Genomic DNA, 7369 nt, shown 5'->3' on the forward strand with positions numbered 1-7369 from the left:
CCAAGGTTTGAGCTTTCTGGCCAAAAAATCGTTGGCGACGGCCAACTCCCCAATCTTGGCGTGCAGGTCTTTGACCTGCTCCTCATCAACTTCCGGTGCCGTCCGCCCGCCGCGCTCAAATACGCCGGAAGCGCCTTCAAGTAATGCGCGTTTCCATTGATGGATCATCGTTGGATGCACGCCAAACCGACTGGCCAACTCGCTGACCGTCTCCTCACCTTTCAGTGCTTACAATGCGACCTTGGCCTTAAACTCAGGGTGATGTTGCTTCCGTTTCGACATCGTCAATCTCCTTCGTGTTGAAGATCAACAGACAACAAATCGTAGCTTACGTCAGTGTCCGATTTTCGGGGGGTAGCTCAGAATGCCTCAATGAAACGTTGTTTGGAACAATGGGTGACGCCCGCGAACGCTTGAAGAATGGCAGGAGAAATGCAACAGACCCAGACCACATTCAACATTAGGCAACCTGACGCCGAGGGAATTCTTGCAGAGAAACACGATGGCCAAAATGGCCGCCTAAGGCCACAGATTTAGCCCTAAGGACTCCGTACAAAGCTGGAGGGAACTTGGGGTTCAGGTCAGATCGCCTCTTTCGTCATTCGATCCACCTTAACAACTGGTCCGAACTCCCGCGACCACCTCTGGCTAGAGGCCACCGGAAGAATATGGAAAACTCCAACTTAAAACTTGTGTTGCTGGAGCTATTGGTTCCTGTTGAACTTCGTCCCCTTAAGACGGACGAATAGCGAGCAGGCGCTCTTCACGTGGTAGGAGAGTACGCAGCGCCTTCAAGCAACGGTAATGATTATCATTCAAGATCGCATCTGTTGCTTCCGCGAGGGAATTTCGACTATCCGGGTCGGTGAACACCTGACTCAATTCTTCAATGCGACGCAGCATTGCCAACCGATCCTCTTTGGCATCTATGTCGCCCGTCAAAACGAGCTGGGCAGCGTAACAAACACGTCGCACCGGTGTATTTGCGTCCTCGGGATGAATGGCATCGCGCAGACGCAGAATATTGGCATCAGGGGTTACAATTGACAGGCGGCTACGGCGATCCCCATTTTCAATGACCGCGCCGTTTACAAGGACGCGTTCTTTTGGGGCCAATTTTAGGACCAATCCACTCATAATTCAGGTCGCTCCTCCGCGAAGGCCACGCAAGATGGCTGTGTTGACTTCCAAGATTGGCTGAACTCCGGCCTCTCTTCGAATGATTTTTGGTGTGTATTGGCGAGTGAACTCAGCCAGATATACCAAGTTTTCTTTGGTGTCGTTAGGTAGTTGGTTGTCTGCACTCAGAAGGTCTTCTTCAAGAATACGCCAAAGTCTTCGGTTGATTTCCACAGCTTCTAGCAAAGCAGGAAATCCTTTTTTGCCTTTTTTCGCAGCCTCAATTATTTCCCGTGTAACACGAGCAATAATCTTATACTCAAAGCTCTTGGGTGTGCTGATTTGGGCGTTGGCTGTGGCATAGCCATTCCGAGCCTTTAATTGGGCATTCACGTGTTTTCCTAACGTATTACATCAGATTCTCTGAGTTGGGTCGATCAGGGCGCCAGTTAACGCCCTGATCAAGTTGTAACTTAACGGAACAGCTGCTGCAGTGTGGATGGCGAGGAGTTCGCGATCGACAGAGCCTGTACGCCAAGCTGCTGCTGTGTTTGCAGAGCTTTCAGACGTGCAGATGCTTCTTCCATATCGGTGTCAACCAAGGCGCCGATACCTTCCTTCGTCGCATCTTTAACTTTGCCGATAAACTCCATTTGAGTATCGATACGAGAAGCTGCCGCACCGATGACAGCACCTGATGTGGTCAGAGTCGTGAGGTGGGCCTCAATGTTCTGCAGAGAAGTGTCAATGGTCCCTGCATCAGTCAAGTCGATGTCGGTCAGATCCAAATTGGTGGTAAAGTCTTGCGCGGGTACCGTGATGTTGGAGATCGCGATGCCTGTGGAGGAACGGTTGACCGAGGACAGAACAGTCAATTCGGTTTCTGTGCCATCAACGGTTGTTCCATCCAATAGGTTTGCACCGTTGAACTGAGCTGCGTCGATGATCTGCTCAATCTGACCTGTCAGCTGCGTGATTTCGTTGCCGATAGCTGTACGGTCAACGTTCTCACCCGTTGCTTGGATGATTTTTTCCCGGACGTCGTTCAGGATGTCAGAGACTTGTTCCACAGCGGCAAGTGCAACACCAACGGTGGCTGCACCCAGCGACAGAGAGTCTTCAACTGCTTCAAAGCTCTGAGCGTCAGCTTCCATCACTTTGGAGATGGACCAGATCGCGGAGTTGTCTTTCGCGGTGTTGATTTCACGGCCAGTGGAGATGGCGTTCTGAGTGTCGGTCAGGTCGTTGTTGATCGAGCTCAGAGTCTGCAGCGCAACCATTGCGCCGCTGTTGGTCAGAATGCTGGTCATAGCATTTAATCCTTGTGTGCGGGGGTTCTTTTTCCCCCGATTTATCCCTGCCCCAAAAGGGGCGCTCTCTGACGTCTTTCTGACTGTGCGAATTGCCTCTTGGCTTTCGCGCCACCCCGTCTCGAGGTGCAAGGTGACTTTGCACCGTGAGTTGCTAATGGAGTGCTAAAGCCCAAATTTGGATTTTTAGAATTTTCCCTAAATTGCTCGGGCTTAGGCGCGCTTTTCCAATTTCATGCTGCTGGCGGTTGAAAAGCTGTTCTTCCGGCCCGCTTGGTCATACACATCTAGCCCGCTACGCACGCGGCGCAGTTCCTGCATACGTGCTGCGACAGCACGAATACCTTGCATGGCACTATCCAAGAGCGCTTGATTGCGGGACACCTTATTGTGAACGCTCTCAAGCGCTTCACGCTCCAATTCGTTCAATGCATTGAGGCCTTCGATCAAAACGCCTTTGCGTTCCAGCAACGCCTCCAGTTTTGTGAGATGCCCCAGGACCAATGCCTCACGTTCTTGTTCGAGGATGTCGTCCAATTCATCGATCTGTTCTTGAGCGGATAGGTCAGTCATTTTGGGCATCCTTCAACGCGTGATAAAGAGACTCTGCCAGCCCGATTCCGCCGGCCTTGGTCATTTGTTTGGCTTGTGCTTCTACGAGAAAGCTTGTGAAGTGATCTTCACCGGCGCCGCCGCCAAATGAGTCACGTGCTTTCCCCAGTCCTGCTGCTTTCAACATTTCGGCCAGAAATGCACTTTCTAGATCCATTGCTGCTTTGCGTGCGGGATCTTCCGCATTCGGTAATGTGCCTACGGTACCAGTACCCGAAGGCCGGGTAGAATTTTGATGGATATCCATTCTGGACCTCAGATTCGAAAAGTTAGATTTGTTTTGACTTTTCGCAGAATGGCCGAGGAGCAGTTAAAATTACGGTAACCGAATTTATGTATTGTGGTTTTGTCAAGATAGAATGTCTGGAACCCGATCATGAACCCTGTAAATATTGGGCAGAGCGCTGACGTTAGTCAGAATAGTTTTGGTCAGAAGTCCGTTGAGTCTAAGAAAGGCACCTCTCAAAGTGATTCTTTCTCGGTTGTTTTTGCTGAAACAGGAGCGGAAGAAGAGAGTTTGACCGAGGTGTCAGAGACGCTGGGTGACGAATTAGCAGAGGGTCTTGATTCTTCTGAAGCTGAAGAACCTACGTCTGGCGTTGTTTCGGAAGACGCTGATGCTCTGGAAGATGTCGACTTCTCCAGTCTCGAGGATGAAATCGCGGAAACAGAGGCTGCGGAACTCTCAAAAGCCGACGCGCTTCCTGAAGACGAATTGCCAGTTTCGCCGAATGCATTCGGAGCGTCGGCGGGGGGGGGCGCCGATACATCAGAAACTGATGCCGGCGCCGCTAAAGCAGCGGAACTTGCTTCGGAAATTCAATCAGAGACGGATGCTTCCGGGAGCGGCAGAAATCAGGTGGGAAGTGTCACTGGTGGCATAGCTGTTGGTAGTGTTGGTGCAGATTCACAGGCCAGCGAAAAGGGTGTCGTTTCGGTTCTATCAACTGGGCGCGACGATGTTCTGACCAAGGCTGAAGTTTTACGGACCGGCAGTCTTGGCGAGCCTTTGGAAGGCAAATTTGGCGCACCGAATCTCGGAGAAAAAACCTCTCGGGTTACTTTGATTGGCGCAGCGTCCGTCGATGAGTTGCCCTATGCCTATAGGGTTCGTCTGGGAATCGTTCCGGTGGATACGGAAAAGAAGACGGGCTCTGGACAGGCCCTTGCGTTAGATTCGGAACAGAAGATGAGATCTGGCGAAGTGGCATCGCAGATGAATGCGCCACCTAAAACAGTATACACCGGGTCAGTTTCGCATGCGCTGCAAACGATGTCACCATTTGAAATGACTTTGCAGTCAGGTCTGGCGAAGCCGACGTCACGATCGAACTCAGAGAAAGAAACAAAGGTTGAAGCTCCGGCCTTGTCGGTCAAAAGCAAGCCTGTTTTTGGGGATGTTGCGCCACAAGCCGCGTCTGCTGAGGTCGCGAAAATGGAAGCAAAAACAAACCTGCTGTCGGGTGCCTTTTCCGAGAACACTGAAAAAGCATTTTCTTCCAACGAAAAGAATGCTGGAGCCCGTGGTGCCGACTCACTTGGATTGCTGACACCCACTCAAGTTTCGCAGACTGCGCTGTTGACGCCGATTGGACTGCCTCATCAGAGCGATGCTGCTACCCCTCGTTTGGACGTCGAGATGCGTTGGGGGCCTGAGGCGGTTGGCATTTCACAAGCTCTTACTGAGGCAACATTCAAACCACTTTCGGTACCGGGAAATGAGGTAGTTCAGCGAATCGCCGCACAGTTGAGCGAGGCATTTGCATCCAAGGGTGAGCGAAAAGTCGACGTTATGCTGAACCCGAAAGAGCTCGGTAAGGTCAAAATGCAATTGGCCACCAGCGATGGTGGTGTTCGCGTGATGATTCATGTTGAGCGCGCAGAAACCGGCGATTTGATGCGCCGTCACATCGGTGAATTGGAAAAAGAATTCCGCGAAATGGGTTTTGAGAACATTTCATTCTCTTTCACCAGCGATGGTTCCCCAGGTCAATCTGATGGTTCAGGTGGATATCAGCCACAAGGGTCGGGGACCTCAGCAGAGACAAACGAAGTAGATGCGCATGACGTGCAAACTAAACAAACTTTGAGCCTGGGTGGATCCGGGCTGGATATGAGAGTTTAAACAATGACCACTCCAGTAACTTCCAGCGAACCCAGCGCATCGCTGTTTACGACACCGACAACTAGCACCTCAAGCGAAACTGTCATCACGTCTGACTTTGAGACGTTCTTGCGTCTGTTGACGACCCAAGCACAGAATCAGGACCCATTGGAGCCCATTGATTCGACCGAATATGCCTCGCAACTTGCGCAGTTTTCGATGGTGGAACAACAAGTCCAGGCCAATGATCTGCTTTCTGGGCTGCAAGAACAATTGTTGTCACTGTCATCGCTTTCAACCGTTACCCAATGGGTCGGATTGGACGGTCGTGCGGCCGTGGACGGTTACTTTGACGGTACGAATCCTGTTGTTGTGTCGCCCAATCCTAGCTCGGTTGCTGATGATGTAAGACTGATCATCGCGGATTCGAACGGAAATGAAATCAACCGTGTGTCTCTGCCAGCCTCTACTGAAGATTATGAATGGGACGGTCGCGATGCCAACGACAACCCAGTTGCTGTCGGGAACTATGGGTTTACCCTGGAAAGTTATCAAAACGACGAATTGATCGGATCCACAACGGCGGAAGTTTACGGCCGCATTCGTGAAACACAGCTGCTGAACAACCAAGTGGTCTTGATCATGGACGGCGGTTCGGCGATCAACTCGACAGAGGTAACCGCGTTGCGCGATACGTCCCTGTAGGGCGTTTTCAAAGGAGCGCGCTTCCTCGGTCAAGCTGATTGGAGTGCGCCCTGACTTTTCTCTCTTTGGACTTACAATCGGGTTTTTGGCAGGAACTGGCTGCACGCGGGCTGGATCTCAGCTCTGTTGAACAATTGCAGGGTGGCAGGTCTAATTGTGTGTTCCGAATAGGGAACTCGGTACTGAAAGTGTTCGATCCAAACAGTTCGAATCCGCTCTTTTGCAACGATCCCGACCGTGAGACATCGATGTTGAGAGCGCTTGCCGACACGGGTCTGGGTCCGCGACTAAGGGATGTCGGCCTGAACCAAGGGTTGCGCTGGATTTTGTACGACCACCTACCAGGGGATTCGTGGGCGTCTGGGACGACAGATGTTGCTCGTCTTTTGGCTAAGGTTCACGATCAACCCCAGCCAAGTGACATGGTTCGAGGGCCAAACGGGTCTGTTGAACTGATCCTTCAGTCTCATGACATCTTGCATCGCTGCGCAGATCAACAGGCATTGAAATTGTTGGAACCGATGGGGTCGGTCGGTCAGACTTATGACGTGACCTTACTTCACGGCGACCCGGTACCCGGCAACATTTTGGTCTCAGAACAACAGATACAATTGATCGATTGGCAGTGCCCGGTTGTGGGGGATCCTGCCGAAGATCTCGCGATTTTCCTGTCACCGGCTATGCAATTTTTATACCGAGGAAAGGCTCTGACACCCCAAGAAGAGACGCATTTCTTGGACGCCTACCCGTACAAGAATCGGGTGGCGCGTTATCTGGATCTGCAGCCTTGGTATCTTTGGCGTATGGCCAATTATTGTAATTGGCGCAGTCAGGACGGCGATCCGAGGGATCATCATGCCATGGGATTGGAAATTCAAAAACTGAAGTCTTTGAACGCGTAGTGTCCATAGGCGAGCGGTAGGGCGGCGCGCCAGTGCGAATGGTTGTCTAAGTGTTTGATCCCATAGTTTGATGGTGCGATCTGTTTTTTGGAATCGAAGGAAGCATAATGGGACAAGTGCGTGACGGGTGTCCCACGCACTGTTACCCGGCAGGCGATTTGCACCGCAAATCTGCCGGGAGGGCACGCATGCGGTCAGAGCGGCAATACAGCGATCGCAAGCTTTGATCGCGGCGCTGAGCACGGAACCCGGGATCACCCCGAAGACGGTTGCCAAGTGGCGAAAGCGCGAGACCGTTGAGGATCGCAAAACAGGCCCGAAAGAGCCGCGCTCAACCACTCTCAGCCAAGCCGAGGAGGCCATGCGTCGCATTTCGGCGGCATAGGCTGCTGCCGTTGGATGATTGCCTCTATGCGCTCCGGCCCTCGATCCCGCATCTGACGCGGTCAGCGCTGCGTCGGTGTCTTCAGCGGCATAGAATCTCGCGCTTGCCGGATGTCGAGGGCGACAAGCCTAAGCGGCAGCAGCTCAAGCGCCACCCGATCGGATTTTTCATATCGATATTGCCGAGGTGCAGACTGCGGAGGGTAAGCTGTATCTTTTCGTCGGCATTGACC

General features: G+C 52.2%; 9 protein-coding genes and 1 pseudogene. 4 read left to right on the forward strand and 6 right to left on the reverse strand.

What is annotated here, in order from left to right; translation table 11 throughout:
- From KMP13_RS20855 to KMP13_RS18260, 6 genes are all read right to left on the reverse strand, one after another.
- Window positions 1-225, reverse strand: a 225-nt coding sequence (locus KMP13_RS20855) for a transposase (RefSeq protein WP_285895569.1), incomplete at its 3' end; no start/stop codon positions are given.
- 507 nt (window positions 226-732) lie between these two features.
- Entirely contained in the window at window positions 733-1137 is a 405-nt protein-coding gene (gene flbT, locus KMP13_RS18240; protein WP_215267407.1) for a flagellar biosynthesis repressor FlbT, read from the reverse strand.
- A 3-nt stretch (window positions 1138-1140) separates the two neighbouring features.
- Window positions 1141-1512: a flagellar biosynthesis regulator FlaF gene (gene flaF / locus KMP13_RS18245; RefSeq protein WP_215267408.1), complete on the reverse strand. Its 372-nt coding sequence runs from the start codon at window positions 1510-1512 to the stop codon at window positions 1141-1143.
- Between the two features lie 80 nt (window positions 1513-1592).
- Window positions 1593-2429: a flagellin gene (locus KMP13_RS18250; protein WP_215267409.1), complete on the reverse strand. Its 837-nt coding sequence runs from the start codon at window positions 2427-2429 to the stop codon at window positions 1593-1595.
- A 213-nt stretch (window positions 2430-2642) separates the two neighbouring features.
- Window positions 2643-3002: a flagellar biosynthesis protein FlgN gene (locus KMP13_RS18255; RefSeq protein WP_215267410.1), complete on the reverse strand. Its 360-nt coding sequence runs from the start codon at window positions 3000-3002 to the stop codon at window positions 2643-2645.
- Complete coding sequence (locus tag KMP13_RS18260) at window positions 2995-3288, reverse strand: rod-binding protein (RefSeq protein WP_215267411.1); 294 nt, start codon at window positions 3286-3288, stop codon at window positions 2995-2997. The genes KMP13_RS18255 and KMP13_RS18260 overlap by 8 nt, the downstream gene beginning before the upstream one ends.
- 129 nt (window positions 3289-3417) lie before the next feature.
- On the opposite strand from KMP13_RS18260, the gene KMP13_RS18265 reads away from it, so the two are divergent.
- From KMP13_RS18265 to KMP13_RS18280, 4 genes and pseudogenes are all read left to right on the forward strand, one after another.
- On the forward strand, window positions 3418-5166 hold the full coding sequence (locus KMP13_RS18265; RefSeq protein WP_215267412.1) for a flagellar hook-length control protein FliK: 1749 nt from the start codon (window positions 3418-3420) through the stop codon (window positions 5164-5166).
- Between the two features lie 3 nt (window positions 5167-5169).
- Window positions 5170-5850: a flagellar hook capping FlgD N-terminal domain-containing protein gene (locus KMP13_RS18270; protein ID WP_215267413.1), complete on the forward strand. Its 681-nt coding sequence runs from the start codon at window positions 5170-5172 to the stop codon at window positions 5848-5850.
- Window positions 5851-5984: 134 nt separating this feature from the next.
- Window positions 5985-6752, forward strand: a complete 768-nt coding sequence (locus tag KMP13_RS18275) for a phosphotransferase family protein (RefSeq protein ID WP_215267414.1) — start codon at window positions 5985-5987, stop codon at window positions 6750-6752.
- Between the two features lie 169 nt (window positions 6753-6921).
- Window positions 6922-7369: pseudogene (locus KMP13_RS18280) on the forward strand (IS481 family transposase); the annotation flags it as partial.

The organism is Epibacterium ulvae (assembly GCF_018678075.1).
Lineage (GTDB): Bacteria > Pseudomonadota > Alphaproteobacteria > Rhodobacterales > Rhodobacteraceae > Epibacterium > Epibacterium ulvae_A.

Bases quoted from the DNA above. Each gene is read 5' to 3' on its own strand.
- flbT (WP_215267407.1), bottom strand. From the start codon at position 1,137: ATGAGTGGATTGGTCCTAAAATTGGCCCCAAAAGAACGCGTCCTTGTA.
- KMP13_RS18250 (WP_215267409.1), bottom strand. From the start codon at position 2,429: ATGACCAGCATTCTGACCAACAGCGGCGCAATGGTTGCGCTGCAGACT.
- KMP13_RS18255 (WP_215267410.1), bottom strand. From the start codon at position 3,002: ATGACTGACCTATCCGCTCAAGAACAGATCGATGAATTGGACGACATC.
- KMP13_RS18260 (WP_215267411.1), bottom strand. From the start codon at position 3,288: ATGGATATCCATCAAAATTCTACCCGGCCTTCGGGTACTGGTACCGTA.
- KMP13_RS18265 (WP_215267412.1), top strand. From the start codon at position 3,418: ATGAACCCTGTAAATATTGGGCAGAGCGCTGACGTTAGTCAGAATAGT.
- KMP13_RS18270 (WP_215267413.1), top strand. From the start codon at position 5,170: ATGACCACTCCAGTAACTTCCAGCGAACCCAGCGCATCGCTGTTTACG.